Consider the following 23995-nt stretch of genomic DNA (forward strand, 5'->3'; position numbering starts at 1 on the left):
TATCAGGAGTGACGCTGCTCAATCATGGATACCAAGGTCTTGGCCAAGTTGTGGAAGGCCTGGCTCGCCGGGTGTTCGGCTGGATTTTCCAGCGCAACGGGTTTGCCTTCGTCGCCGCTCTCCCTCACCTGGATCTCCAGCGGGATGTGGCCCAGCAGAGGCACTCCCAGACGTTTGGCCTCGCGCTCTCCGCCCCCTTTGCCAAAGATGTGATAGATGTTGCCGTCGTTCGGGCAGACAAAGTGGCTCATGTTTTCGATGATGCCAAGAATGGGGACGTTCACTTTGCCGAACATCGTGGCTGCCTTGCGGGCATCGATCAGGGCGACTTCCTGCGGGGTGGTAACCAGCAGCGCACCGCTGAGCGCCACGGTCTGCACGATGGTCAGCTGGATGTCGCCTGTGCCCGGAGGGAGATCGAGAATCAGGTAGTCGAGGTTGTTCCAGGCGCACTGGCGGAGGAACTGCTGGGTATAGCGCGTGGCCATGGGGCCGCGGACGATGACGGGCGACTCGTCATCCAGCAGGAAGCCCATGCTCATGAGCTGGAGGCCGTAGCGTTCGATGGGGACAATCTGGTTGTCATCCGTGGCGTAGGGGCGCTCATCTGTGCCGAACATGAAGGCGATGCTGGGGCCGTAAAGGTCGCAGTCGCACAGACCAACCCGAGCGCCCGTTTTGCTCAGGGCCACCGCTAGGTTGGCGGAGACGGTGGACTTCCCCACGCCGCCCTTTCCAGAGGCCACGGCGATGACGTGCTTCACGCCCGGGATGCCTGCCTGCACGGCATTCTGGCCCGGGGTGGCACCCGGGGGCTCCTTGATGTCAAAGTTCAGTTTGATCTTGCCCACACCCTGTAGAGTCTGAAGGGCCGCAGTTGCCTGCTCGTGGATCTGACGGGGAATGTTGGCGTCGCGCGTCGCGACTGTGATTTCCACCTGCACGTCCGCTCCTTCCACCTTCACGGCTTTGACCAGACCAAATGAGACAATGTCCCGTGAAAAGCCCGGGTATTTGACCGTGGCCAAGGTGGAGCGGACGAGATCTTCGGAAATCATGTGGGAGGTGTTCTTCAGTGTCAGGTATCAGGGCGTCAGGAGGGGGATACGCACCAGCTCTGTGGCTGGCGACCTTCTCCATCGCTGAAATCTGTGCCCTGAAAACCGAAAACTTGCATCATCTCACGCACTTTTGCGCAAATGGCTAGGAAGTACCCCCATGGCCTCCCGGTACTTGGCCACGGTACGGCGTGCGACCTTGATGCCGCGCTGACCCAAGTGCTTGACCAGTTGCTCGTCCGAGTAGGGCTTTTGCGGAGGCTCGTTTTTGATGATCTCTGCAATCGAGTTCTTCACTGCCGTATTGCTGACGTCGTCGCCGGCCTCGGTGCGTACGCCACTGGTGAAAAAATATTTCAGCTCGAACACACCGTGTGGAGTGGCCATGTATTTGCCAGCAATGGCCCGGCTCACGGTGGTTTCATGCACGCCGACTGCATCTGCGACAGTCGCCATGTTCAGGGGTTTGAGCTGGCTCGGCCCCTTTTCGAAGAAGTCGTGCTGGTGCTTCAGGATTTCAGAGGCGATTCGCTGAATCGTCTGCTGGCGCTGCGCGATGCTGCGGATGAGAAATTTGGCTCCACGAATTTTCTCCCGGATGTAGCTGCGAGCTTCGCTGCCGGTCTCGGGCTGTGCCAGAATGTCTTTGTAGGCATTGCTGATGCGGAGATGTGGGAGATCGGTGTTGTTCATCACCGCCACAAACTCGGAGTTCTGCCGCTCCACATGAATATCCGGCGTGACGTAGTGATTTCGCATCACGGCGAAGCCCTGCGCGGGACGCGGGTCCAGTCCGGCGATAACCTCCACGGCGCGGCTAATTTGATCAGGAGGGGCGGCGAGCTTTTTGGAAAGCAGAGTGTAGCGCTTGTGGGCGAGGTCCCCGAGGTGATGATCCACAATGCGATAGGCCAGGCTTGCTTTACGCCCCTGGCGCTCCAGTTGCAATAGCAGACACTCACGCAAGTTCTCTGCGCCCACTCCGGCCGGCTCGAAGCTCTGAACGAGAGCTTTGGCCTTTTCCAGGTCATCGAGGCGAAGGGCGTGACGCAGGCTTAGCTCCTCCAGCGTCGTGTGAAGCAATCCGTCATCATCTATGTTTCCGATGATGAACTCACACATCTCACGCATTTGAGAGTCCTGCACCTCGCTCAGGTTGAGCTGGCTCAGCAGATGTTCCTGAAGCGTGGTCTGTGCCACGATGGAGTCCATCATGAAGCGATGCCGCTCCTCGTCGTCGGATGTGCGAGGGGAGGACTGCGCGCGATTCTGGGCATAGTACTCGCGCCATTCTTCGTCCAGGCGAGAGAGATTCGAGATGTCCGAATCGGGGTCTTCGGAGGCTGTCTGCTCGATGGAAACTTCAGGAGACTCAACCTCGAGCACCGGGTTCACGGCGACTTCTTGTTGAATGATTTGCTGCAGTTCCATGGCAGGCGCCTGCAAAATCTGCAGGCTCTGCTGCATTTGAGGCCCGATGACCTGCTTGAGCGCTTGATGCTGAAAGAGGCCTTGACTTGACATAGTGGAATGAGGTTGCTGCCTCATAGAATCCCACTTCAAGAAGGATGCAAGCAAAATACGTGCCAGCTCGCCAAAATTTCCATAGTGAGCTATTTCCGGGCTGTATCCGTGCCAGAGCAGTCCAGAACAACATGGGTGGGGTTTCCCCCAATTTCGGCCTTGCCCACAAGCAGATCCACCAGGTAGATCTCCGCCCACTTCAGGTGAGTTTCTAGTAGGCGGCCAGCGGGGAGGCCCTTGTTGACGTAGAGCACGGTGCTACCCTCGGGTGAGAGGGAACCCTGCGCTTCGAGACAAATATAGGCATCTTGAGTGTCCTTGGGCAGGTCAAAATCATGCCGCCGTTTGCAAAGGACAGAGAACCACTCCGCCTTGCGCTGTTCAGGGGGCGGATTTGATTTCACAAATTTGTCAAACTGCTGCTCATGAGTCTGCATGAACAGGGGCCAGTCAAGGAGCTGGGTGTCATTGGGACCGGCCTCGAGGTGCAAAATGGCCCCTTTGGAGCAAGTGGCCGTCACCAGGCGAAAGAGACGAAGTTTAGGGCCGGAGAGAAGGGGGCTGACGACAGCCGGAGTCGGATCAAGCAGGATTGGCTTAAGTTGGTTGCCGATGGCGTCAAAGAAGCGCTTCACATCGGCCTTGTGATCCTGCGCATGGGAAATGACCTTGAGTCGGTCCTCCTCGCTATTGGCGGCATCCAGGGTCTTCACCAACGCTGCGGCACGATCTGCTGCAGCGATGTTATGGGTGATATCCGGCGTGGCGGCCTCCAGGGGGTCTAGGGATGGTTCAAGCGTTGGCGCTGGAGTGGCAGGCACGAGTTCCAGAGCGGGAGGGGGCATGATGGTTTCTGTCTGACTGGAAGGTGCCAGTTTGAGCAGCTTGGCGCGATGCTTCCATACATACCAGAAGGTGCCACCGATGATGGCGAGCAACAAGAACACCAAGACGGGTGAAGTGCGCTTGGTTGACGGGGCAGGGGCGGTCCCTCCCAGGCCTCCTGACGCAGGAGAGATCTGATTCGCGGTATGGGACGGTTCTCGGGCAAACAGGTTGGCGAAGGGGTGGTTGCGCTGATCGCTGCCTTCCAGCCCCAGACCGGGCCACATAGGCGGAGGGTGATTGACTGGTTCGGCTGGCGGAATTGGGTGATGGGCGATCTCGTGTGCAGCGTGAGCGATGGGCGGTGCTCCGGGTGCCCAGCTCAGAGAGTTGCTTGGAACCGCCTGGTGGATTTCTGGTGATGGTTGCTGGGGTGGCCAGGAAAATGGGGCGGGCTGGATGGGTGGCAGCTTCTCTGCTGGCAGGGTTGCATCCTCGGGGTTGGCTTCGACGGGCTCCTCCTGCGCAGGAATGCCGAAGAACGCGAGAGGCGTGTTGGCCGGGGGGGCAGCGGGCCTCGTGAGGGGATTGTTTCCGCTAAGCTCAGGGGAAGAGGGGGGCGGCGGAGCAAGGGGTGAATGGACCTGCTGCTCAGGTGAAGGATGGTTGGGTTGAATCGCTCCCAGCGACCACGGCGGTGTGGCGACCGATGATGCTGGAGGTCCCCATCCAGAGGGGTGACTCGGCCCGGCAAATGCGCTGGGGGCCGATGTGGCTGCGGGGGGGGGAGGGGTGACTGGAGCTGGAGTGACAAAGCCCTGTGGGGGGGCTGGCGCAGGTGCAAATGCTGGTGGCGGTGCGGGAGCTATTTCTGGTGTGGATGCCGGGGTGAAGTATGAGTTCGAGGTGAGGGGGGCCGCGGCTCCAAAACTGGCTTCCGGTTTACTGTAAACAGGCATCTGCTGCTCTGTCGCAAACTGAGGGGGAGGCGGTAGCTGTAGGGGGGAAGCCGGGGTTGTGATCGCAGGACCAGGCCCGGGCGCTAGGGTGGTTGGGATGGGGGAGGCTGGAGCCGAAAAAGGCGCTGTAGCAAACCCTTGGGGTGCGGCGGGTGCAGCCTGCCACCCGCCAGGCGCAGGGGCGGGTGATCGAGGTGTCGGATCCGGCCAAGCTACCGCAGGGAAGTGCAACTCCGGAAGTTGCGCCTGGGGTGGTGGAGCTTCTGCCTGGGGAGCGATTGGCGGAATGTGCTGCCCATAGGAAATTGGCGGAGCGCGGAACAAGGGCTCGGCGGGAGGCTGAGCGAAGCTGGCAGTTCCCGTCAGCCCCTGGCCCTGAGGAGTGAGCTGAGGTGCTGGCTCCCATCCTTGGGGAGTGGTCGCTGGAGTGGAGAGCGTGGTGCCTAGGCTCTGACCCGGTGCGGTGCCTTTGTTGTGGGTGTCCAGGCTCTCCGCTTCCTGATGTATCAGGCGGGGGGGCTCGCCTGTAGCCCGGCGAGATGGCAGCGTGGTACGATGGCGTGGCTGTGGTGCACCTTGGGCTGGGAGGAACAGGTTGCGGGGCGAGGAAACTGCGCAGTGCGGGCAGATCTCCATGGGGCCGCTGCTCTGCTGCAAGGTGAGGAAGATGCCTCCACAGCTCGGGCATTGCAGGGTAATGGCGGAGTTGCTCATTCCAGAATCAGCGGGAGTGCAAATAGTCTTGTGGTTTCAATAGTCGTAGAAAATTCCGGAAACTGCACCTGCTTTTTCGGAGTCACCCCGCCGTTTTGCCCTCCAGTGCTTCCAGTCGCTGTAATACCGGCGGGTGGGAGTAGTGGAGGAAAACGTAGAAGGGGTGTGGGGTTGGGTTGCTGAGGTGGTCGCGGCTCATTCGGGTGAGAGCGCTGCTCAGAGAGGCCGGTCCCCCCATTGCTTCCCTGGCGTACGCGTCCGCTTCAAACTCGTGCTTGCGGCTCAACCACGAGGTGACCCAGCCCAGCGCGGTGCTAATCGGCCGGTAGAGGATGCCGAAAAAGAGCAGACTCCAGGCGATGGTAGGAGGAGTCACTCCGAAAGCTGCGGTGAGTCGGGGGTCGTGTACGGCGAAGTGCAGCAGCGTGAACATGAGCGCTGAGGTTGCCAGGCTGAGCGCGATCTGTCTCGGGACATGTCTTCTTTTGGAATGGCCGATTTCGTGGGCCAGCACTGCCAGGATCTCCTCGCGGGAATGGTTCTCGACCAGGGTGTCGAAGATCGCTATGCGTTTGAGCCGACCCATGCCCGTGAAAAACGCATTGGCCTTTGCGCTGCGGCGGGAGCCATCCACCAGGCTGACATCGCCCACGGGAAACTGCAACCGCTCGCTCATGGCCACAATCTCGGACTTTAATTGTTCGTCTGGCAGGGGTTGGAACTTGAAGAACAAAGGAAGGAGCAAGCGGGGGGAAAGGAATGTCATCGCCAGGGAGAAGCCGGTAAGGATGAGCCACCCGTAGAGCGCCGCCAGGGGTACGTGGTCGAAGAGCCAGAGAAGGATCGCAAGAAGAGGTCCGCCCAGGGCGGTGAGCAAGACCAGCCCCTTCATCCGGTCCATGATAAAGGTGTGAATGGTTGTCCGGTTAAACCCAAACTCAGCCTCTACAAAGAAGGTCTGGTAGATCTCAAAAGGCAGGCTGAGGAGCGACTGTGCGACCGAAAATACCGCAAAGATGGCCAGTCCGGTGAAGAGAGGGTTCAGACCCCAGCCCTGGATCCACTGATCCATGGCATGGAAGCCGCCAGCCCACCAAAAGGTGATGAAGATACCGACGCTTGCGCTGCTCTCGATGACGTCAAGTCTGGCATTGGCGCGGGCGTATTCTTGCGAACGTTCCAGCTGTTCCTGGTTCATCCAGTTCTTCAGCTTCTCAGGCACGGCAGGAACCAGAGATTTCAGATTGAGCAGGATCGCAAAGAGCTCAAGCTTGTAGAGTCCAATGGTGGCCAGGAGCGCCAGCCAGAACCAGGGATTGGAAGGGTGCATGATGGGGTGGGTGGTGCGTGATGCGCCGTGGCAGCGGGTGTTATGACATAACCGTCGGACCGATTTCCGGCAGAGAGGGATCGTACGGGAATGTCTTTCAGGACGAACGAATAACCGGGAGGGGAGGTCTCAGGCGACGCAGGCGAGTTCTTCCTTGCGGCGCAGGTACTCGGCAGCGATGTCTTCCAGTTCGGTGATGCTTTCGATGTGGCAGAAGCGCATGCGCAAGTGCTTGCTGCCTGGCAGGCCTTGGGTGTAGGTCATCAGGCGGTTGCGCATGGAGCGCAACGCCTGAATCTCGCTGCCATAGCGCTTGGAATGCACCGCCAGCCGGGTGTGCCGGAGCATGAGCTCAAACCGCTGTTCAGTGGTCGGCGGTTGTAGGTGAGTGCCGTGCTGGAGAAAGTGTTTGGCTTCACGGAAAACCCACGGATTGCCCATGGCAGCGCGGCCAATCATGACGCCGTGCACGCCGGTTTCACGCTGACGTCTGGCCACATCCATGCCGGTGGCAATGTCGCCGTTGCCAATGATGGGAATCTTCACGGCAGCGGCGCATTCGGCGATGACGCCCCAGTCGGCCTGGCCTGTGTAGCCCTGAGCCCGCGTGCGACCATGGATGGCGATGGCCTGGATGCCCGTATCCTCAAGCAGTCGGCACACCTCCACGGCATTGATGGAGGTGGCATCCCAGCCGATGCGGATTTTTGCGGTGACGGGTACGGGTACGGCCTTGACGATCCCTGCGGCCACACTGCTCAGAAGCGGGCAGTCCTTGAGCAGGGAGGAGCCGCCATTTTTGGCCACCACCTTGTTGACCGGGCAGCCAAAATTGATGTCGATAAAGTCGGGGCTCTTCCAGTCCACGATCTTGCGGGCGGCCTCGCCCATGCGTTGGCCGTCTGCGCCGAACAACTGCACTCCCACCGTGCGCTGGGCGTCGTCAAATTCGGTGTACTTCCGAGTGCGTTCATCCGCCTGTAGGATGCCCTCTGCGGAGACGAACTCCGTCACCATGACATCGGCACCCAGCTCCTTGCACAGACTGCGAAAGACCATGTCTGTGACGCCCGCCATGGGGGCGAGATAGAGGGGGAATTTGCCAGGGGAGAGCCAGGGAAGCATTTCTATAACATGGCTTCAAATTGCCAAATCCTCAAGGAGGAGCAATTTTGGCGAACAAAGTGCGCAATCCGGGTTGTATAACTATCCTCACTCTGAGAAGATACATACCATGAAACTGAAGCACATCCTCATCATTGCCCTGCTTGCTGGCGGCATCACCGCCTGCGAAAAGAAAGCGGGCTCGCAGACCGAAGCCGACAAAAAGGCCGACGAGGCCTCTGAGAAGGTGGAGCAGGCTAAGGACGCCATCAAAGACGCCACCAAGGCGGCTGGTGATGCCGCAGCTGCCAAGCTCGACGAAGCTAAAGAATCCGCCACCAAAGCCGCTGATGAACTCAAGGCCAAGGCTGAGAAGGCTGCGGCAGATGCCAAGGCTGCCGGAGAGAAGGCAGTTGGAGCCACAGCGGATGCCGTGAAAGACGCCGCGAAGAAGGTGGAAGAAGCCGTGACCCCGGCTCCGACGCCTCCTCCCGTCCCTGCTCCGGCACCGGCACCGGCCCCAGTGCCTGCTCCGGAAGCCGCCCCGGCTCCCGCGCCAGCACCTGCTCCCGCGCCTGGTTCCTAGGCTCGGAGTGTGAGAGGAGATCGTCGTTGACGATCTTGAAATGATTCAAACGGCATCGAAGCAATTCGATGCCGTTTTTGCGTTGTGACTGGAGATGGGTGCCAGATTTCCAGGAACCCCTTGCGGGAGAGATGTGTGAGGCACCATGCCTCAGATTCTCTCTGCGGAAAGGCCCGCCCCAAGGCACATTCATGTGCGAATGGGGCGGGCCAGGAGATCGAGCGGGCCTGAATCTTTCGGCTATTGGGGAGATCTTGCCGGTTGTTCCTTTCCGCGGTTTGTGGCGTGGACAAGAATGCCGCCGACTGCTCCCATTGCACCGCCGCCAGCCACCGTAAGGGCGATTGGGGTGGTGAAGCCCAGGAATTTGCGCCAATCTTCGGCAGAGAGGCTGTTCCAGACATCAACCGACTTGACCACATTCCAGCCGTAATTCACAAAAGAATTGCTTCCAGAGCCCCCGGGATGGAGCCAGAAGCTGGCAAAAAACCCCGCCGTGGCACCCGCGACCAAGCCCCAACGAATCCAACGTGAGGAAACGCGATCTACTGGCCAGGACAACAGGAAGGGCAGGTTCACCAGGAAGATGAATGCGAGCAACTCATTGTTGATAAATGCCACCCCCCCCATGAGCCAGTCGATGCTGCGGTGCATCACGAGCAGGGAGATCCCCGTCAAAAAGCCCAGGACACGATTCCCGATGGCAAAAATGCAGAGGAACTCCAGGAAGAGTCCGCTGCCGAAGAACAGGCGCGAGAGCCCGGGGTGCTCCAGCATCCAGATCGCCTCAGGCGGATTGCCTGCGAATGCGGGGTCGAAGTTGTTTAAATAGCTCTGGCGGGCGGTCTTGAGCATATCCATCGCCACGTTGTTGGAATTCCAGAGCCACATGCCTCCAGAGTTGTCGAGCTTGGTGAAGACGGAGATGAAGTACATTCCCGTGAGAATGACCTGGGCCTGCACAAACATCCAGGCGCGCAGCTTTTCATCAGGCGGGGCCAGGGTGAACTTCTCCCGGAAGTTGTAGTAGAGAACCGCGATGGCCTGGATGATGAGCGTGCAGCTCACGATCTGGTACCCGTGGTGGGTGAAGCCCTGCGAGTTGTACAAGGTGAACGGCAGGACATGCATCAGTGCCAGCACGGGCAGCACCAGCGGGAGAGCCGCTCCGGCGACGTAGAAGACGAGCAGACCCGCAAAGATGGCGCGGTAAACATTCCAGGTGGAGGGGTCCGCCAGCCAGGTGAGCCAGAGCTTTCCATCGTTGATGCCATGCAGCAGCTTCAGCAGGCCCACGGGGTGCGGCTCCTGCGTGTAGTCGATGCTCAGCCGGAGGGTGAACAGCAGGAAGAGCGAGAAGAGGAGCCGGGAGAGAAAGCCCTCTACGGCAGAGACTTTGGGCAGGGTATTCCAGCCAGAGAAGAGCCATTTGATCATCGTGCCTGGGGGGTGAGGGTTTCCTTGCCGATCAGTTCGACTTCCTCGACTACTTTGCTGTCTTTGTAGCTGATATATGACTTGATGATTTGAAGCTGGTCGGGCAGGACCTGGTTCTTTCCTTTGGCCTCGTGCCGCATCTGGACGAACATTTCATCACAAACTTGTTGCACCATGGCGGGAGGCAGATCTTTGGCCTTGATGTCGTGCTTCTTGGCGAGTTCCTCCGCTTTTTTGCGGTAGATTTTCCCGATCTTCGGGCAGGTGATGCCGGTCAGCTTCTGTACCGGGATGGGCTGCCCATTCCCATCCGCTACTGTGTAGTAGGGGCGTTCGGCACTTGGATTGGAGTACATGGGGTAGTTGGAAAACGGATAGTTCTCCTTCAACAAGAGTGAGAGGGCAGTGTAGATCAGAAGTGCGCCAATGGGGCTGCGCTTGAGAAAGGCCCAAGCTTTTTTTGCTGGGGGGGATAGGTGCGCCATTGGGGAAACCCTGATGGGCTCCTGAATGGCGGGGGGCTGGACAACGGAAGGCATGGCGGGTAGACGGGAAAAGTCGGGCGGAGAAAAGCAGGTACCTTTTGCTAGCTGCATCACGTATCCATGACAAGTCGTTGATTGACAATGGCTCCGCGGATTTTGATTGTATGGAAAGATTGAGTGAGGTAAATTATCAACGGTCGTGAAGTATTTCTTTATGAAACGGCAAGTTCTCCCCTGGTTTGCGGTGGGGAGTGTTTGCGCCGCTGTCTTGCAGTTTAGCATTTTTGGCCAGGACCCGGGAGTTGCAATCTCTCCGGTCCTGCCTGCAATCGCACCTGTGGTGGAAGGGTCAATTAGGGTGTTACCGAGTCCCTCGCCGGTTGACCCCGTTGCCCATCCGGCGGCTCCACCCTCGGTGGAGGGACCCGTCATCCCGCCGACGGTGGTCGCGGCGTCCGCGACTCCTGGGGACATGCCGGTGGGGACCCTGCCGGAACCCATTGCGGAGCCCCGCCGGGTGCGCCAACCCCTTCAGGAGTACTTTACGGTGTTCGATCCCCAGCGGGAGGCTCGCCAGAACGTGCACGAGAAGGTCAACCCGTTCATCACCTACACCCACCTCGGCACCGACTTTGGTTTCATTGGCAACGGCCAGGAGTCCATTGGCTGTGAGCGGGGTGCCGTGCTGATCAACATGCCTCAGGGCTACTGGGCGGGCATGTGGCATGGGCTGGCAGGCATCGGCACTGATCTGGACTCCCAGCTCGACTTCCGCGCGTGCTACCCGCCCTTCATGAACACCAAGTTTCAGCCCAAGATTGTGGGTTTCGAACTCCGTGGGAAGGGGAAGGGGACGTTGAAGGTTGAGATCAAATCCTCCCTGCAACAGGTGCTGTGGATGAAGCCCTTTGTTCTGGATACCCCGGATATCCGCACCCAGGTGGAGCCCGTGAACCCAGACCAGGTAGGGAAAGCCAAGTACCTCAACTGGGTGGCTGAGTCTGGGACGGATGTCTCCTTGGATTCCGTTTCTTTCATTGTCCAGGCACCGGCCATTCCTTTCGACGAATATGTGTTTCTCACCAGCTATGCCAAGCTGGCGCGCTGCTTCAGTCTGCGGACGGCTTGGGTAAGAGACCGTGCCCACATCCGGGATGGGCATTTTGACAACGTTCCGGCCACGGGCCTTTTTGCCATGTGCTCGGCGCTGGCCGCGGAACTGGGTGTGGTGGACCACAAGTTCGCACGGGACCTGGTGTACCGCGTAAATGACAACATCACCCGGCTCGACAGCTCGCGCGGGCTGCTGCCTCACTTCGTGAAGGTGTTTGAGAATGGACACTACGGCATTGTGCCAGGCACGGAGTACAGCCTCGTGGACACAGCCATCTACTACCATGCCATGTTGGTGGCAGCAGAGATTTTGCGGGATCAGCCGCTCAAGGATCATCTGACAGATCAATTGCGGGCTATTGTGCTGGATGAGATGCTGGTGGATGGGGAAGGGTACATCCGTCACGGCGTGCGCGAGGATCGGGTGACACCATTGCGTGCCGTGTGGCGTGACTGGGGTGGGGAGACCGCACTGGTGCTGGCCATGGCCAACATGACCGCCAAGCCCCCGCCGCTTAAGATGGCCACTACTGGGCGGGTTTACGACGGCACAGGGTTCATTCCAGAAATTCAGAGCCTGTTCTATCCAGACTTCGATCAGGAAACGGCGGATGCGATCTCCCGGCAGAGCTGGCCAGCCATCCGCAAGGACATGCTAAAGCGCCAGAAGGAATACTTCCCCAAGAACTGGCCGGACAGCCAGGCGGCCAAGGAGCGCTTCTTCGGCCTCTCCGCTGGCGAGGCTCAGCACGGTAACGGCTACATGGTGGGAGGCGTGGACCTGCCGCAGCAGACCGTCATTCACCCGCACTATGTGCTGCTCTCCGGGAGCACTGATCCCGACCCGGAAGGTGTTTATGATCTGCTTCGCAAGATGGAGGATGATCAGCTCTTTCCCCCGTGGGGGATGGTGGAGAATTTCACCAAGGACCTTGACGAATATCTTCCCATGTTGGGGGCTCTGAATGCCAGTTTTGAATGCTTGGGGGCGTACAACCTCATGGCCAGGCACCGCAAGGCCAAGAACCTGGTTTACGAAGCGTCACGTTCGAATTCTGAACTCCGCCGTGGAGTCAGCATCTTCTACCCGGTGGCCACCACTTCGGCAGAGGCGAGCAAGACGGGCATTTCATTGACGGTGCGGTAGATCCGGCTGCCGTCCTCTGTTGCCAGGGCTTCCTCGTCTGCAGGAATGCCGTGGGCGCTCTTTTCAGCTTCCGTGGCCAGGCGCAGCGGCTGCTTGGTATTGGGGCAGCGTAGCAGGGCGATCATGGCTGGGGAGAGCATGATCCAACCTATGATGGAGACGGAATCCGGGCAATCAGGAAGTTGCCTTGCCTGGGGAGCAGGAGCGGGGCTTCGGTAACGCCGGGCAGCAGTGGAAAAAGGATTGTCTTGGAGTGGCGGTTTTGTTGCAATGCCGCGCTTGGAACTCCGTACTGGGTTCCACTCGTTTTTTCCTCAGCCTCCTTGCTCCCACCCATGACCAATTCGACGACTGCAATCCGGCCGGACATGCGCCTCTTCTGGGCGTGTTTCATCGCTCTCGTGGCGACCTCCTTCGTTTTTGGGGTGAGGGCGAATACCATTGGCGACCTTCAGGCCACCTTTAACCTCTCCGAGCAGGAGAAGGGTGCCATCAACGGGGCGGGCATGTGGCCCTTTGCGCTCAGCATCATCTTCTTCAGTCTCATCATTGACCGCATTGGCTACAAGACGGTGGCGGTGTTCGCCGTGATTTGCCACGCCGTGGCGTTGATTCTCACGCTCCGGGCAACGGGATACCAGTCGTTCTACTGGAGCACGCTGTTGGTCTCCGTGGGAAATGGCACCGTTGAAGCCTTTGTAAACCCGGTGGTGGCAACACTGTTCCCCCGCCAGAAGGCAAAGTGGCTCAACATTCTTCACGCTGGCTGGCCCGCAGGTCTGGCCCTGGGGGCGCTCTTTGCCGTGCTGCTCGGATCCGGGGCTGACAAGGCTGCCAACCTGAGGTGGGCGTATGGTGCCTGCTTTATACCAGTTGTGATTTATGCGGCATTGATCCTCCCACGGCAGTTCCCGGCGAACGAACGTGTGGCGGCTGGCGTGAGCTATCGGGACATGCTGAAGGAAGTCGGAGCGGTGGGTTTCTTCATCATCACGGCTTTGACCGTGCCTGCGGTGTCTCAGATGATGAGCCAGCCTGCGTCTCTCCCCGTCGTGCTTGCGATAGCCTCGGTGGTTGCGATTGCCATGGGGCTGTACACCCGGTCCTTGGGAAACTGGCTCTTCATCTTTGTCCTCATCACCATCGGACCACTGGCGACCACTGAGCTGGGTACAGATGGTTGGATGCCCGACCTTCTCAAACTCAGTGGTCCGGACTTCCCGCACTTTGAGACCTGGATCTTCGTGTACACCTCCGTGATCATGACGGCGCTGCGATTCTATGCTGGCCCGATCGTGCACAAGTTCTCGCCCATCGGGCTGCTGGTCATCGGTGCCGCCATCGCTGTGGTGGGGCTTCTCTGCCTGTCGCAATCGGCCGGCTGGGTCATCTTGGGGGCGGCTACCGTCTATGCCTTGGGAAAAACCTTCCTCTGGAGCACAACGTTGGGAATGGTGTCCGAGCAGTTTCCCAAAGGTGGGGCGCTTACCCTGAACGGTGTTTCCGCCGTGGGAGTCCTCTTCCTCGGCGTGCTGGGTACTCCTGCGATTGGCTACAAACAGGACCTGGACATGGACAAGCGTCTCTCCGCGACTGAGAACGTTGCCCTCTATGCCAAGGTCAAAGGGGAGGAAAAACCCACCATCTTCGGCAGTGCGCCGAGCCTGGACCAGACGAAGATCAAGACTCTGACTCCCGAAGAGACCAAGCAACTGGAGCGGGCCCAGGCTGCGAGCAAGCTGCATGTGTTCGTGAACATTGCCATTCTCCCAGCCTTCATGTTCTTGTGCTATTTAGGCATGTTTTTGTATTTTAAGGCCAAGGGCGGCTATAAACCCGTCGCACTGGGGCATGCTGACGAGGCAGATCCCGGTTTCTAACCGAGTTTTTCCTTGAGGCATCCCGCCTTTCTGTTTAAAAACGCGGCTGCTTCAGCCGTTCCTTGGTTTCGTACGGAGCTTCTTCCGGCAAAGTCACCTCACTCACCAGACAGACATCAACCAAATACACAACACACACATGAGTAGCAACGCGGGCATCGCGCCCAATGCAAATCGCCTCCTTTGGGCAGGCTTTATGGCCATCTTGGCCGCCGGCGTCGGATTCTCCGTTCGCGGCGGAATCTTGGGCCAGTGGTCTCACCAGTTCGGCTTCACCATGACGGAGCTGGGCACCATCACCGGAGGGGGGCTTACCGGCTTCGGCGTTGTGATTATATTGACAAGCCTTTTTGCCGACAAAATTGGCTACGGCAAGCTGATGATCGCAGCATTCCTGCTGCACTTCGTCTCGGCCGTGCTAACGCTTGCCACGCCAGCATTCTTTGCGTCCGGTGGAAAGGAAGCCGCCTACTGGTGCCTCTTCTCGGCCATGTTTATCTTCGCCATTGGTAATGGTGTTTGCGAAGCGGTAGTCAATCCTCTCACTGCGACGCTGTTCCCCTCGAACAAGACCCATTACCTTAACATTCTCCACGCCGGTTGGCCTGCAGGTTTGGTGATCGGTGGTCTCGCTTCCACGTTCATGTCGGCCAAGACGGATGCCTCTGGTGCCGTCATCGCTGCCGCAGTGGACTGGAAGATCCAAATGTCCTTGTTCCTCATTCCTGTCGTGCTCTACGGCGTGATGTTGATTGGGCAGAAGTTCCCGAAGTCCGAGGTGGAGTCCGCTGGTGTGACGATTGGCGAAATGGTCAAGTCCGTCATTGCTCCTCTATTCTTTGTCCTCATCGTGTTGCATGCTCTGGTGGGCTATGTTGAACTGGGCACGGATTCCTGGATTGCCAAGATTACCGGCAATATCATGGCCAGCCCTGCCAATGGATTGAAGCTGATGGTTTACACCTCGCTTCTCATGTTCGCCCTGCGCTTTGTGGCGGGTCCGATCGTTCACCGTATCTCTCCTCTGGGTCTGCTTTTTGTCAGCGGGATTCTGGGCTGCATCGGTCTGACGCTCTTGGGCAATGCGACCAGCATCGCCATGTGTGTGGTGGCCGCCACGGTCTATGCCTGCGGGAAGACCTTCCTCTGGCCGACCATGTTGGCCGTGACTTCTGAGCGGTTCCCCAAGGGTGGTGCGGTAGCCATCGGATTGATTGGTGGCGTGGGAATGTTGTCAGCTGGTCTCCTGGGGGGGCCTGCCATCGGTTACAAGCAGGACTACTTCGCAACGAAGCAGCTTGAAGTGAAGGCTCCTGAAACGTATGGCCGCTACTCTGTTGCCGAGCCCAAGGGGTTCCTCTTCCTTCCGAAGATCAAAGGTCTGGACGGTGCCAAAGTGGGCGTCCTTGAGGACAAAGGTAAAGAGCTTGCCAACGTTGGCGCGGCTCTCGCCAAAGATGGCAAGCAGGATAAGAACCACGATGCTCTCGCCACCTGGTGGGAATCCTCCAAGTCTTCGGTCGAAGCTGACATTCAGCCGGTCAAGGATGCCACACTTGAAGGCAGCCGCATGGCCCTAAAGGTGACGGCAGCCGTTCCAGCGATCATGGCGGTCCTTTACCTGCTCCTGATTCTTTACTTCAAGGCAACTGGAGGCTACAAGGCCCTGCAAGTGACTGGTGAACAGATCGCTGGTGGTGTGCAAGGCCCTGGTGAAGGCTGAGACGGCGATCCTCCCTGAGTTCGAATAGACGTTTGTGGGACGAGGTCTGTGCCTCGTCCCATTTTTTTGGTGGTTGGGTCAGACGCTTGAACTGCTTGCCCATGCCGGAATGGACTGCATGGTTAGGCATGAGGATTCGAGAAATGTGGTGTCTGGCAGTCACAGCGGTCGCACTGATCGCAGGTCGCGCCGGATTCGCGGCCACTCCCGACGAGGCCCGGACTGCGCTGGAGAAGTGGCTGGTTTCGGCCTCTAAAGTGAATTCGGTCCAGGCCAAGTTTGACCAGTTGCGCCAGCTCAAAAGCGTGCGCAAGCCGCTCAAGCGGGAGGGCCAGATGTGGATGGAAAAGACAGGTGGTTTCCGCTGGCAGGTCGGACAGGTGCCTGATCTCCTGGTACAGCGGGGGAGAGACGGCTCTCTATGGGTCCTGGATGGCAAAGACAAGAAAGCCCGGGTCTGGAGCAAGGAAGCCCTGGAGGCCCAGGAGAAGGATGGCAAGGGGCAAGGGTTTGCCATGATCCAGTCCATGCAGGCGATCTCCTTGAAGGAGTTCGAGGAGCAATTCAAAGTTCGCGGCGGGGAGCCTGATGCCAACAACGCAGACCTCTGGACATTCGAGCTGGGATTGAAGGACAACAAGGCCGCCCTCTTTGTCATCAAGGTTACCCTCAAGGGGAACGTCAAGGAAGGTGCACTGCATGCCCTCACCATCCATATGCGGGATGGATCCAGCATGACCACCGCGATCACGGAGTACCGTTTGAACGGAGCCATCCCGGACAGCGTGTTCAAGGTGGACACTGCGGGGTATGAAGTGGAGAAGGAGTAAGAACGCAGGTTTCTGAATCCAAAGTATAGAACTCCAAGATTCATTGATTGGGGATGGACGTCGTGGGCAGACTTGATGAGGTTGGACCTTCCGCCTTTAGAGAGGTTTGGTCTTGCAGACCTTGAGCGTTGCCCAGGGGCTCCTATGGAGACGGTGGTCCCGCTTGGGACCATCTCGCAGAATACAACGCCTCTCGCACGGAAGAACAGCGCACGATGGATCCCACCTCGTGGGAGAGCATCTCGGTGATATCGCCAGGACGGATAGGGAGGTCACGCAGCCGGGAGCTTTTGGTCAGGGGCCTCCCTTAGATGACGAGGGACTCCTGATCACCGGAAGAGAAGGGGGCTCCCAAGCGAATCATCCCTCACTTTGCGATTGATCCGACCTCTTTCGTCATCATTGCTGGGGCATGGATTTTGACTCAGCGCTTCGCGCCCTGCCCCATGGTCCCGAGTTCAGATTTGTGGATTCTCTCGTTTCCCTGGAGCCAGGGAAATCTGCGACTGGCTCCTATCGACTGCGTGGTGACGAGCCCTTTCTGAAGGGGCATTTTCCTGGTCTGCCGCTCATGCCCGCCGTGCTGATGGTGGAGGCCATTGCCCAGATCGCCGGGGTGGCCGCGCAAACAGACCCGGAGATCCCGCCGCTCGCCGATCTTCGACTCACAGCGATCCGGTCGGTAAAGGTGTTTGGAGCGGCTTTCCCGGGGGACGGCCTACAGATCGAAGCCGAGGTGCAGGGGAGGATGGGCCCCCTTATTCAGGCCACAGGCCGGGTGCGACTGGGGGAGAAGATCCTCGCGGAAGGCCAGGTGACCCTGAGCGGTGGAGCTGCGCCTCCTTGAATTCGCAGAGGCGCGTGGTATTTCAAATCATGGCGACATACATCTACGAAACCATTCCTCAGACGGAAGGGGAAGCCCCGAAGCGTTTTGAAATCAAGCAGAGCATGCGCGACGCCGCTCTGACGAACCATCCGGAGACAGGAGTGCCTGTCCGCCGTGTCATCACTGGCGGGGCAGGGCTCATGGGCGTTGGGCAGACTGCTCCGGTTTCTTCCGGTGGTGGCGGGCATTGTGGCACCGGGTGCGGCTGTCATTGAAAATGAATTCATTAGAGGTGTAAAAAAGACTTGCGGGAATGCGGAATCTACGCAAACTGCGCGTCCTCAAATGAATTCCAAGGACAGGTGCCAGAGTGGTCGAACGGGCACGATTGGAAATCGTGTGTACTAGTGATAGTACCGAGGGTTCGAATCCCTCCCTGTCCGCCATTCATCACCAGAGCGTGATGTTGTAAGAAAGGCCAGTTGGCAAAAGGTTGCTATTTGCCGCAGTGCGAACCACCGCCTGCTTGAATGTTTCACAGGGTGTCAGGTTCGATAAAGCTTGCAGCTGCCTACGGTGCGGTCAGCCATTTTATGGTGCGATTCTCCGTCTGACCTAGCTTAGAATTCCTGGCATGGTCATCTGAGGCGGCGAAGAGCGGGCGAGATGACCATAGGCATCGCATTGAAGCTCTGTCCCGTTGTTTTCAACGATGGCTTGTTTGTTGCAACGGAAACGGGCCAGCTTGATCAATAGCTGGTCTGCGGTCCTTTCCTCTGAGAGGAGTTCTTGCAGGAGTCCGGTTGCTTCGTCGTTCCTCAGAAGCAAGGACCACTCGTACAAACTGCCATACGAGGCGATTTCGAGGTGCTCAATCTTCTGGGCGGCCCCTGCCAGAGCTGCGTTGATGGCGGGAGAATTGCCGAACGCATGGATCATGTGATGGCACTCTTGAATCAGCTTCGCGGTGACTTCGCACTTGGTGGCAATCGCTGGCTGGTTGAAGGCCTGAAAGACATGCGTTAGCTTTTCAATCTGACGTACCGTCTCATGGTGGTGGGACAGCATCAGGCTTTGCAAGGTGGAGGCCGTTGCTTCCTCGATGACATAGGGCATTCCCAGGACCAGCTGCATTTCCGAACTGAGTCTGCTGCCGAGCTGATGGAGGAATAATTCCTTGAGGCTTTTCATGGGGGTAGCGACGAGTGGTGGTGCCTTGTTGTTGTTATTTTCTGTTAAACTGAGGGATTGCACCCTGCGTAATGAGGGGCGCGGGTCCCTGCCTTTTGTCGCGAAACCGTCGTTTTGCCGATGACGAGGCTATTTGGCATCTGTTTGCCCGGATGACAGGTCTTCCGCCGGGGGATTGGGTGGCGGGACGAAGATGGAAGAACCAGTCAGGTCGTTGAGGGTCAGGCTGCTCGGAGCTTGTTGTTCGCTTGGCCGGTACTGTTCACTCTGGGTGTCTTTGTCCTGTGGCCCGGTACACAGCAATCCTGGTGAGGTGATGCCCATTCCAGGGCGATATTCAGCGATGTCGTAGCTGCGGTGAGTATTCATGAGGATAGGTAGTTGGCGGTGGTCCATGTGGCACCACTCTCGAAGGGTTGGCTGAAAATGTATATGGGGTGAACGCCCCATTATTTGTGAATCAGGCATCTTGCTTTCGGGTCACTCACCGCGATGCACCGTGTGGGAAAAAGACTGCTCAATGGAGCAAAAAGGCTCAGATGCCCATTGCGTCATCTGATTGATGTATGGCATGTTTTGGCCGTGAAAATGTTGAATTATCTCTGCCAAAGCGGCCGTGAGTCAGGTCTTGGTCTAAGCCTCCTCATGGTTGTGTGTGGAGTGCTTCCTTTTCTGTCAGCCCAAGAAAGGCTGATTGATACCGCTGACGAGTCAATCGCGTCTCAGTCGTCTCTGGCCGAGGTGGTGTCCATGGCCCGGTGGTCGGAACCTGTAAATGGATTGGCGGCGCGGGTGGACTTTGTGGACCCTACTGGACCCGCAGGATACGTGGTGCTGCTGCAATTGCGCAATGTCGGTGCCTCGCGACTGAGAGTGCCCATGGGGAACCCGCCAGATTCCCAACTCGCCCGCCTTTTTGAATTGCACAAGCGTGACCGGAGAGGAGCGTGGCATCGGGCTCCATGGATGCCGGGTGAGCATCTGGACGGTGACGGTCCAAAGGTGGAAAGAGGGGGCGTGATTTACGCGGGGCTTTCAGCTGGGCAGGATATCGTACGGCCACCCGTTGTCTTGCAGCCAGGGGAAGGGGCATTGGTCTATCTCTGGGGTGATAGGCCTGGCGGTGATGAGCGGAGGCATCCACTGGATGTAAAGATCGTCCTCCGTCTCAAAGAAGGTCTGGATTCAGCCGCTGCTGTTGATGGTCCGTCATTGACAGCACCGAAGGGGGGGAAGCTCCTGACTGCGACCAAGCCCTCCAGTGCGTTGGTTCCAACGTGGACGGGTGTGCTGGAGACGCCTCCATTTCCAACGCGACGAGCCATCAAATTTCACGCTCATCGACGTGGGCAGTTGGAGTGTCCGACGATTCTCCCGCCCATCAGCTACGCCATCGGGCATCCTCTCACTCGTGACATGTGGGGCACGCAGTTCGAGGGGCTTTGCCAGTCCAATATTGCACTCGATGCAGCGGTTGATCTTTACCAGCCACTCCCGATGCGGAGCATCTTGGAGAAGCGAATGGGCGAGGCTTCTCCGATGGTCGTGAAGCTGTTGATTGCCGTGCCAGCCGTAAGAATGAGCAGTGCCCCCGCGATGAGCTTGCTCAAAAACTGGGCGCAGACTACGGAGTGGAGTGAGGTCAGGGAACTTCACCGGGCGCTGGGTCATCTTCTATACTGCTATGGTCAGGAGACTCCACCCTGGTTGCTTGCATTGATCGAGAAGGTATTGACCGACGAACGTAAACTCACTTTTGATCACTCTTCTGGCCCAAGTGGCGTGGCCGCCCGCACCGTGCTTGAGCATGGGACTGAAGAGGAACGGCTTCCGCTAGCACTGGCGCGAACCAGGTGTCCCGGGGCGTTCTCGGTATTGGAGGCAAATTTTAAGAAATACCCCAGCGACTACGGAGTGCTGGCTCTGACTTGGCTGGGCGACCCACGCGCCGCGCCGCTTCTACTGGATGCCTTGCGGACCAGGACTCTCGCGTTGCAACCTTCGAGCTGGCCTGATGTTGACGATCTCTCAAGGGCCGTGGCAAGGTATCGGATTCAAGAGTCTGTGCCGCTGCTTATGGAGCATCCGAAATCCCCTGAAGCGGTGACGGCATTGGGAAGGCTCGGTGATCTTCGCGCCCAGGCTTACCTCGAAAAATTGATCAACACGGAGCCTGGCCAGATGACAGAGATTTCCCTTGCCGCCAGGATCGCCCTGGCTGCCCTTGAGCCAGCCAAACGACGGGTCAGGTTCGAGGAATTGATGAAAGGGCCATTTCATGGTCGATGGAGAGCTGTCGAAGTGGTGAGGAAGATGGCCGGGCTTGAAGACCCCAGCTTGAGCCCTTTGTTCATGGCCTATGTTGCCACCAGCGATGACAAGTACATTGTCCGCGCCTCAGTGGAGCACCTCGGTCAGATGAGAGCGCACGAGGCAGTGCCGGTGTTGCTCGCGAGCTTTGATCGGAAATTCGATCCTGAGTCTGACAACAGCAAGAGCTCCTACACAAGTGCCGAACATCGCGCCAATGTCGTTGGTGCTCTTGAACTAATCTCAGGAGAGGACCTGGGGCCCGACCTGGAACCCTGGATGAAATGGTGGAAAGGGCGGGTGCAGAATCTGCAGCCCTGAGTGAGGGCATTCAGCGAACATTGCCAGAGCCGCCAACCCAATCGATCGAGCTCGAAGCCTATGACGAATGGGTGCTTTCAGCGGTGACGTTCGAGCTCTTGCCTCGTACATCGGTCTCTACTTTTTCACACACGCTGGACAGATGCCATAGAACTCCAGCTCCGCCTGAATCTCGTGCCAGCCTGTTGAAACCGTGACGGACCTCTGCAAGCCATCCAGAGGCAGCTTCACCTCAACGGAAGTGATTTTTTCGCAGCTTTTGCAGATCAGATAGTCGTGCTGGTGTCCCCTCACAAGAAGCTGGAAATGGGTCGATCTCCCTCGAAAACTGAACCGGCGCACAATTTCCGCTTCCTCGAGTTTCATCATCAGGCGATAGATGGTGGCTTGGTCCAACTTGCTGAGATTTGGCTTCGCTCCCAGTTCCAGAAGCGTCATCGGATGGTGGTGAATGGCCATTTCCATCAGCAACGCCACCAACCCACGGGTGCGACGCATGTTCAGAGGTTTCAGATTCTCAACCAGCTGCTCCACCAGTTCGTCAGCCTCAGAGGCTGGAATGGAACACATCAAGTGCTCGCAGCAGTGTTCATGACCACCGGCACCTGAAGTCGATTCCCGGGAAACTGGATTGATCACTTTCGTGCGCGAGGCGGTGGCAACCTTTTTGGTCATGTGCGCAAACAACAGCCTAATGCAAACAATTGCAATAAGCTCGTGCTGGATGCTGGCAATTACGGCACCTCACACTGAAACTCGCTGTGGACGTGTCATCCAGCCAGGCACAGAAGGTGGCAACGGCTCTCAAGGGCAGTGTTGAGAGTTGCGTCGCCATCGTAAGCGGGCGAGGATTTGAGCGAACTCGGGAAGGGGTTCTCTTCCAGCTAAATTACAACTCAGCAGTTCACTTTTTCGGTAATGCAAATCAGTTGCATTTAAATGCTTGACCCTTGAGGACGATGCCAAATAGTGATTCATGCAAGTGAGTTGCGGTTATAGGAGGGGGTTTACACTTCTGGAGTTGCTTGTGGTCATCGGCGTCGTGGCGGTGTTGGCTACCTTGGTCCTGGTTGCTGGGAGGTCTGTCCTGTCGAAAGCCAGGCAGGCCAAGTGTGCAGGGAATCTCCGCCAGCTTGGCACAGCCATCTTGAGCTATACCCAGGACCACGATGGCACGTTTCCCATGACCTCGCACGGGCTCGATGCATCCAGCTTCGAGAAGGGCTGGATCTTCAGCCTCAGAGATTACCTGGCGAATGTGGACGAGATGCGGATATGCCCGGTGGACCCCAAGGGGGAGGAACGGCTGGCAGGCAACGGTACCAGCTACCTGCTCAACAGCTTTCTAACTGTTCCGCAGGTCGGGCCCTTCGGTGAGAATCTCGGTGGCTATACGAGCCTGAACCAGGTGCCCCGGCCCCAATCAACACCTATCGCGTTCATAATCAATTTCTCCCGGGGTGCCGGGATGACGAACGATCACACCCACTCGGAGTCCTGGGAGGGCTCATGGTCCTCATTGCGGCGGGACATTCAGCCCGACGCCTTCTGTGGCGGCACCCGCTCGGAGGACGGTTGCAAAGGCTCCTCGAACTATCTGTTTGTAGATGGGCATGTGGAATCAATCAATGCCGAGACCCTCCATCAATGGATCACTGGCGGCTATAACTTCGCCGACCCTGCCGCGGTACGAGACTGACGCACCCCCCCACCAGAAAAGATGAATGCCCCCATCCGAATTGCCTGCCACACTCTCATGTTGCTTGGTGCCCTTGCTTCTCGCTTGGACGCCGCGATCACAGTGCTTGGTCCCGGGCATATGGACTTTGACATCAATGTAGATTCGAGCGGTGAGTGGTCCACATCCCTGAGCCACGATGTTCAAGGAGCATTCGCCACCGATACCGATTCAGTCCTGTATCTGATCAATCAATCCATGCCGACTGGCAGCCGTGCAGCCAGGCCCTCCGGGAGCCAGTGGAGTTTCCTCGGGACACCGGCTGGCGGTAATGTGTGGATCCTCCCGCAAACGCAAAGCGCATCCCCCAACGCTGTCTGGCTGGGGCTTAGCACGGAGGGCACATCCGCGTCGTACCTTGGGGCGTGGGACCCCGCCCATACAAGCGTGGCCTCGGGCCAATGGATCGAGCTCCGGCTGCTAGGGGTCGAGTACCATGGCAATGAAACGAACAATCAGTTCTCCATGTGGCTGACAGACGGTTTTGGCAATCCCAACGTGTGGATGGACACTGCGGACGGTATTGCCACCACCGGGCTCGATGATGTGTACTACATGCCCATAGGTGGCCATGTGCACATGAACTGGGGGTTCACCAGCATGGGCATCTATGACGTTACTTTTGAGGCCCGGACCTATCTGGCGAACGGTTCGGAATCCATCAGTGAGGACTTTACCGTCCGCTTTGGGGTGAACGCGACAGACGTGGTGCCCGAGCCTGGCCGGGGTCTGTTGCTCATGCTGGGGCTCAGCATGCTGTTGGGGCGTCGCGGCCGGAGAAGAATCAGGGGCTGAGCTGGCGGGCCAGCCTTTTCTGGAAACCGGCCTGGGTGAACCAGCATGAGGGCCTCACCCAGCTGGTGCACCCGCGCAGGCAGCAGGGCGGTTGAC

At 58.3% G+C, this 23995-nt stretch carries 21 protein-coding genes and 1 tRNA gene; 11 read left to right on the forward strand and 11 right to left on the reverse strand.

Annotation, left to right across the window (positions count from 1 at the left end; genetic code table 11):
- Positions 1-2 precede the first annotated feature (2 nt).
- From VSP_RS14330 to dusB, 5 genes are all read right to left on the reverse strand, one after another.
- Positions 3-1058, reverse strand: coding sequence for an Mrp/NBP35 family ATP-binding protein (locus VSP_RS14330; protein ID WP_009961413.1), 1056 nt, complete (start codon positions 1056-1058; stop codon positions 3-5).
- Positions 1059-1181: 123 nt separating this feature from the next.
- Positions 1182-2582, reverse strand: coding sequence for an RNA polymerase factor sigma-54 (rpoN, locus tag VSP_RS14335; protein WP_009961414.1), 1401 nt, complete (start codon positions 2580-2582; stop codon positions 1182-1184).
- An 89-nt stretch (positions 2583-2671) separates the two neighbouring features.
- Positions 2672-3694 carry a hypothetical protein gene (locus tag VSP_RS14340; RefSeq protein WP_009961416.1) on the reverse strand — a complete coding sequence of 341 codons (1023 nt, stop codon included), beginning with the start codon at positions 3692-3694 and terminating at the stop codon, positions 2672-2674.
- Between the two features lie 1468 nt (positions 3695-5162).
- Positions 5163-6410: a M48 family metallopeptidase gene (locus tag VSP_RS14350; RefSeq protein ID WP_009961418.1), complete on the reverse strand. Its 1248-nt coding sequence runs from the start codon at positions 6408-6410 to the stop codon at positions 5163-5165.
- Positions 6411-6539: 129 nt separating this feature from the next.
- Positions 6540-7535 (reverse strand): tRNA dihydrouridine synthase DusB, encoded by a 996-nt coding sequence (gene dusB, locus VSP_RS14355; RefSeq protein WP_009961419.1) that lies wholly within the window; start codon positions 7533-7535, stop codon positions 6540-6542.
- Between the two features lie 109 nt (positions 7536-7644).
- On the opposite strand from dusB, the gene VSP_RS42290 reads away from it, so the two are divergent.
- Positions 7645-8100 (forward strand): hypothetical protein, encoded by a 456-nt coding sequence (locus VSP_RS42290; RefSeq protein WP_009961420.1) that lies wholly within the window; start codon positions 7645-7647, stop codon positions 8098-8100.
- 240 nt (positions 8101-8340) lie between these two features.
- On the opposite strand, the gene VSP_RS14365 is transcribed toward VSP_RS42290, so the two are convergent.
- Positions 8341-9537, reverse strand: a complete 1197-nt coding sequence (locus VSP_RS14365) for a hypothetical protein (protein ID WP_009961421.1) — start codon at positions 9535-9537, stop codon at positions 8341-8343.
- Positions 9534-10076: a hypothetical protein gene (locus VSP_RS14370; protein ID WP_009961422.1), complete on the reverse strand. Its 543-nt coding sequence runs from the start codon at positions 10074-10076 to the stop codon at positions 9534-9536. Before VSP_RS14370 ends, VSP_RS14365 begins: the two co-directional genes overlap by 4 nt.
- A gap of 418 nt (positions 10077-10494) precedes the next feature.
- On the opposite strand from VSP_RS14370, the gene VSP_RS14375 reads away from it, so the two are divergent.
- Positions 10495-12282, forward strand: a complete 1788-nt coding sequence (locus tag VSP_RS14375; protein ID WP_009961423.1) for a hypothetical protein — start codon at positions 10495-10497, stop codon at positions 12280-12282.
- Here VSP_RS14375 and VSP_RS14380 read toward each other — a convergent pair.
- Positions 12219-12422 (reverse strand): hypothetical protein, encoded by a 204-nt coding sequence (locus VSP_RS14380; RefSeq protein ID WP_029190446.1) that lies wholly within the window; start codon positions 12420-12422, stop codon positions 12219-12221. The two genes, VSP_RS14375 and VSP_RS14380, sit on opposite strands and share 64 nt — an antisense overlap.
- 195 nt (positions 12423-12617) lie before the next feature.
- On the opposite strand from VSP_RS14380, the gene VSP_RS35460 reads away from it, so the two are divergent.
- The 6 genes from VSP_RS35460 to VSP_RS14410 all read left to right on the forward strand — a co-directional run bounded on the left by VSP_RS35460 (position 12618) and on the right by VSP_RS14410 (position 17990).
- On the forward strand, positions 12618-14162 hold the full coding sequence (locus VSP_RS35460; RefSeq protein ID WP_009961425.1) for an MFS transporter: 1545 nt from the start codon (positions 12618-12620) through the stop codon (positions 14160-14162).
- Positions 14163-14301: 139 nt separating this feature from the next.
- Positions 14302-15885 carry an MFS transporter gene (locus VSP_RS14390; protein ID WP_009961426.1) on the forward strand — a complete coding sequence of 528 codons (1584 nt, stop codon included), beginning with the start codon at positions 14302-14304 and terminating at the stop codon, positions 15883-15885.
- 128 nt (positions 15886-16013) lie between these two features.
- Positions 16014-16715 carry a LolA family protein gene (locus VSP_RS14395; RefSeq protein WP_157210907.1) on the forward strand — a complete coding sequence of 234 codons (702 nt, stop codon included), beginning with the start codon at positions 16014-16016 and terminating at the stop codon, positions 16713-16715.
- Between the two features lie 412 nt (positions 16716-17127).
- Positions 17128-17562 (forward strand): 3-hydroxyacyl-ACP dehydratase FabZ family protein, encoded by a 435-nt coding sequence (locus VSP_RS14400; protein ID WP_009961428.1) that lies wholly within the window; start codon positions 17128-17130, stop codon positions 17560-17562.
- Between the two features lie 29 nt (positions 17563-17591).
- Entirely contained in the window at positions 17592-17819 is a 228-nt protein-coding gene (locus tag VSP_RS14405) for an FmdB family zinc ribbon protein (RefSeq protein WP_009961430.1), read from the forward strand.
- Between the two features lie 81 nt (positions 17820-17900).
- A tRNA-Ser gene (locus tag VSP_RS14410) sits at positions 17901-17990 on the forward strand.
- Between the two features lie 169 nt (positions 17991-18159).
- Here VSP_RS14410 and VSP_RS14415 read toward each other — a convergent pair.
- Positions 18160-18735, reverse strand: coding sequence for a DUF892 family protein (locus VSP_RS14415; protein ID WP_009961432.1), 576 nt, complete (start codon positions 18733-18735; stop codon positions 18160-18162).
- A 129-nt stretch (positions 18736-18864) separates the two neighbouring features.
- Entirely contained in the window at positions 18865-19104 is a 240-nt protein-coding gene (locus VSP_RS14420; RefSeq protein WP_009961433.1) for a hypothetical protein, read from the reverse strand.
- 381 nt (positions 19105-19485) lie between these two features.
- On the opposite strand from VSP_RS14420, the gene VSP_RS14430 reads away from it, so the two are divergent.
- Positions 19486-21366, forward strand: a complete 1881-nt coding sequence (locus VSP_RS14430) for a HEAT repeat domain-containing protein (protein WP_157210908.1) — start codon at positions 19486-19488, stop codon at positions 21364-21366.
- A gap of 117 nt (positions 21367-21483) precedes the next feature.
- On the opposite strand, the gene VSP_RS39445 is transcribed toward VSP_RS14430, so the two are convergent.
- On the reverse strand, positions 21484-22041 hold the full coding sequence (locus tag VSP_RS39445) for a Fur family transcriptional regulator (protein WP_009961436.1): 558 nt from the start codon (positions 22039-22041) through the stop codon (positions 21484-21486).
- Between the two features lie 301 nt (positions 22042-22342).
- Between VSP_RS39445 and VSP_RS39450 the strand changes: the two genes are divergently transcribed.
- Both VSP_RS39450 and VSP_RS14445 read left to right on the forward strand, forming a co-directional pair.
- Positions 22343-23065: a type II secretion system protein gene (locus VSP_RS39450; protein WP_009961437.1), complete on the forward strand. Its 723-nt coding sequence runs from the start codon at positions 22343-22345 to the stop codon at positions 23063-23065.
- Between the two features lie 21 nt (positions 23066-23086).
- On the forward strand, positions 23087-23899 hold the full coding sequence (locus VSP_RS14445; RefSeq protein WP_081452546.1) for a choice-of-anchor M domain-containing protein: 813 nt from the start codon (positions 23087-23089) through the stop codon (positions 23897-23899).
- Positions 23900-23995: the final 96 nt, after the last annotated feature.

Origin of the sequence: Verrucomicrobium spinosum DSM 4136 = JCM 18804 (genome assembly GCF_000172155.1) — a bacterium.
Taxonomy (GTDB): Bacteria; Verrucomicrobiota; Verrucomicrobiia; order Verrucomicrobiales; family Verrucomicrobiaceae; genus Verrucomicrobium; species Verrucomicrobium spinosum.

Coding starts and splice junctions, on each gene's coding strand:
- VSP_RS14390 (WP_009961426.1), top strand. CDS start 14,302: ATGAGTAGCAACGCGGGCATCGCGCCCAATGCAAATCGCCTCCTTTGG.
- VSP_RS39445 (WP_009961436.1), bottom strand. CDS start 22,041: ATGACCAAAAAGGTTGCCACCGCCTCGCGCACGAAAGTGATCAATCCA.
- VSP_RS14380 (WP_029190446.1), bottom strand. CDS start 12,422: ATGCTCTCCCCAGCCATGATCGCCCTGCTACGCTGCCCCAATACCAAG.
- VSP_RS14400 (WP_009961428.1), top strand. CDS start 17,128: ATGGATTTTGACTCAGCGCTTCGCGCCCTGCCCCATGGTCCCGAGTTC.
- VSP_RS14430 (WP_157210908.1), top strand. CDS start 19,486: ATGGCCCGGTGGTCGGAACCTGTAAATGGATTGGCGGCGCGGGTGGAC.
- VSP_RS14370 (WP_009961422.1), bottom strand. CDS start 10,076: ATGCCTTCCGTTGTCCAGCCCCCCGCCATTCAGGAGCCCATCAGGGTT.
- dusB (WP_009961419.1), bottom strand. CDS start 7,535: ATGCTTCCCTGGCTCTCCCCTGGCAAATTCCCCCTCTATCTCGCCCCC.
- VSP_RS14415 (WP_009961432.1), bottom strand. CDS start 18,735: ATGAAAAGCCTCAAGGAATTATTCCTCCATCAGCTCGGCAGCAGACTC.
- VSP_RS14375 (WP_009961423.1), top strand. CDS start 10,495: ATGCCGGTGGGGACCCTGCCGGAACCCATTGCGGAGCCCCGCCGGGTG.
- VSP_RS35460 (WP_009961425.1), top strand. CDS start 12,618: ATGACCAATTCGACGACTGCAATCCGGCCGGACATGCGCCTCTTCTGG.
- VSP_RS14330 (WP_009961413.1), bottom strand. CDS start 1,058: ATGATTTCCGAAGATCTCGTCCGCTCCACCTTGGCCACGGTCAAATAC.
- VSP_RS39450 (WP_009961437.1), top strand. CDS start 22,343: ATGCAAGTGAGTTGCGGTTATAGGAGGGGGTTTACACTTCTGGAGTTG.
- VSP_RS14340 (WP_009961416.1), bottom strand. CDS start 3,694: ATGTGGCCCGGTCTGGGGCTGGAAGGCAGCGATCAGCGCAACCACCCC.
- VSP_RS14350 (WP_009961418.1), bottom strand. CDS start 6,410: ATGCACCCTTCCAATCCCTGGTTCTGGCTGGCGCTCCTGGCCACCATT.
- VSP_RS14365 (WP_009961421.1), bottom strand. CDS start 9,537: ATGATCAAATGGCTCTTCTCTGGCTGGAATACCCTGCCCAAAGTCTCT.
- VSP_RS14405 (WP_009961430.1), top strand. CDS start 17,592: ATGGCGACATACATCTACGAAACCATTCCTCAGACGGAAGGGGAAGCC.
- VSP_RS14395 (WP_157210907.1), top strand. CDS start 16,014: ATGAGGATTCGAGAAATGTGGTGTCTGGCAGTCACAGCGGTCGCACTG.
- VSP_RS14445 (WP_081452546.1), top strand. CDS start 23,087: ATGAATGCCCCCATCCGAATTGCCTGCCACACTCTCATGTTGCTTGGT.
- VSP_RS42290 (WP_009961420.1), top strand. CDS start 7,645: ATGAAACTGAAGCACATCCTCATCATTGCCCTGCTTGCTGGCGGCATC.
- rpoN (WP_009961414.1), bottom strand. CDS start 2,582: ATGTCAAGTCAAGGCCTCTTTCAGCATCAAGCGCTCAAGCAGGTCATC.
- VSP_RS14420 (WP_009961433.1), bottom strand. CDS start 19,104: ATGAATACTCACCGCAGCTACGACATCGCTGAATATCGCCCTGGAATG.